The sequence below is a fragment of the Acidisoma silvae genome (assembly GCF_020618775.1).
GTDB lineage: Bacteria > Pseudomonadota > Alphaproteobacteria > Acetobacterales > Acetobacteraceae > Acidisoma > Acidisoma silvae.
The window spans coordinates 1-1,838 of sequence record NZ_JAESVB010000062.1 but is presented as its reverse complement, the minus strand read 5'-3'; the positions used below and the strand labels follow the sequence as shown (position 1 = coordinate 1,838).

Annotated in this window: 1 protein-coding gene; it reads right to left on the bottom strand. The window is 68.5% G+C overall.

Translation table 11 applies throughout. The features are described from left to right. Positions 1-1,838, bottom strand: a 1,838-nt coding sequence (locus tag ASILVAE211_RS26250; protein WP_264479121.1) for a hypothetical protein, incomplete at both ends; no start/stop codon positions are given.

Genomic DNA, 1,838 nt, shown 5'->3' with positions numbered 1-1,838 from the left:
ACCCCCGTCGAACCCGTGCCGCCAGTTGAACCAGTGCCACCGGTTGAGCCAGTCGCGCCAGTGGAGCCAGTCGCGCCTTTATCGCCAGGGGATCCGGTGGCGCCCGTGCCGCCAGTTGAACCAGTGCCCCCGGTTGAGCCAGTTGCACCCGTGCCGCCGGTGCTCCCGGTTTGACCCGTGCTACCGGTCACGCCCGTTGCTCCGGTCGATCCGGTTGCTCCCGTGTTGCCTGTGCCACCGGTCTGACCGGTGGCACCTGTGTCCCCGGTGTTGCCAGTCGAGCCCGTCGCGCCGGTAGCTCCGGTTTGGCCGGTGGAGCCAGTCTGACCGGTCGCGCCCGTGCCGCCGGTGCTGCCAGTTGAACCAGTGCCACCGGTTGAGCCGGTTGAGCCGGTTGCACCCGTGCTGCCTGTGCTGCCCGTCTGACCAGTGCTGCCCGTCGAACCTGTGGCGCCGGTTGAGCCCGTTGCACCCGTGGAACCAGTGCCGCCAGTTTGACCAGTGCTGCCAGTCGCACCTGTGTCCCCGGTGCTGCCAGTCGAGCCAGTCGCGCCCGTAACGCCGGTGGAACCAGTGCCACCTGTTTGACCAGTGCCGCCTGTTGCCCCTGTCACGCCCGTCGATCCGGTCGCCCCTGTGCCACCGGTCTGACCGGTCACGCCGGTTTGACCAGTGCTGCCAGTCGAACCTGTGGCGCCGGTGTTCCCCGTTGAACCTGTCGAGCCAGTTTGACCAGTCAAGCCAGTCAAGCCAGTCGATCCGGTTGCCCCGGTGTCGCCGGTCGCGCCAGTTACCCCCGTCGAACCGGTGTTGCCAGTGGACCCGGTCGCGCCGGTGTTGCCGGTGGCGCCACTCTGACCCGTCGCGCCCGTGCCACCAGTTTGACCAGTCACGCCGGTTTGGCCCGTGCTGCCAGTCGAACCTGTGGCCCCGGTTGAGCCAGTCGCGCCCGTAACGCCGGTGGCGCCGGTGCTGCCAGTTGAACCAGTGCTGCCGGTTTGACCAGTGCTGCCAGTCGATCCGGTTGCCCCGGTGTCGCCGGTCGCGCCAGTTACCCCCGTCGAACCCGTGTTGCCAGTGGCTCCAGTCTGACCGGTCGCGCCGGTATCGCCTGTGTTGCCAGTTGATCCGGTCGCCCCTGTGCCACCGGTCTGACCGGTCACACCGGTGTTGCCAGTGGACCCGGTCGAACCAGTACCACCTGTTTGACCAGTCGCGCCGGTTTGGCCGGTGGAGCCAGTCGCGCCCGTAACGCCGGTGGAACCAGTGCCACCTGTTTGACCAGTGCCGCCTGTTGCCCCAGTCACGCCAGTGGATCCGGTGGCGCCCGTGCCGCCTGTGCCACCTGTTTGACCAGTCGCGCCGGTATCGCCTGTGTTGCCGGTCGATCCGGCGGAGCCAGTCGCGCCCGTGCCGCCTGTCTGGCCTGTATCGCCAGTGGATCCGGTCGCGCCAGTTACCCCCGTAGCGCCTGTGTTACCGGTGGAGCCTGTCGCGCCGGTGCCACCTGTTTGACCGGTCGCGCCGGTATCGCCTGTGTTGCCTGTCGATCCGGTGGCGCCCGTGCCGCCGGTGCTGCCAGTTGAACCAGTGCCGCCGGTTGTCCCAGTCACGCCAGTCGATCCGGTTGCCCCGGTGTCGCCGGTTGAGCCTGTTTGCCCGGTCACACCCGTAGCGCCTGTATTGCCTGTCGCGCCGGTGCCGCCTGTCTGGCCGGTCACGCCCGTCGATCCGGTTGCCCCGGTGTCGCCGGTCGCGCCAGTTACCCCCGTCGAACCCGTGTTGCCAGTGGACCCGGTCGCACCTGTGTTGCCGGTTTGGCCCGTGCTGCCAGTTGA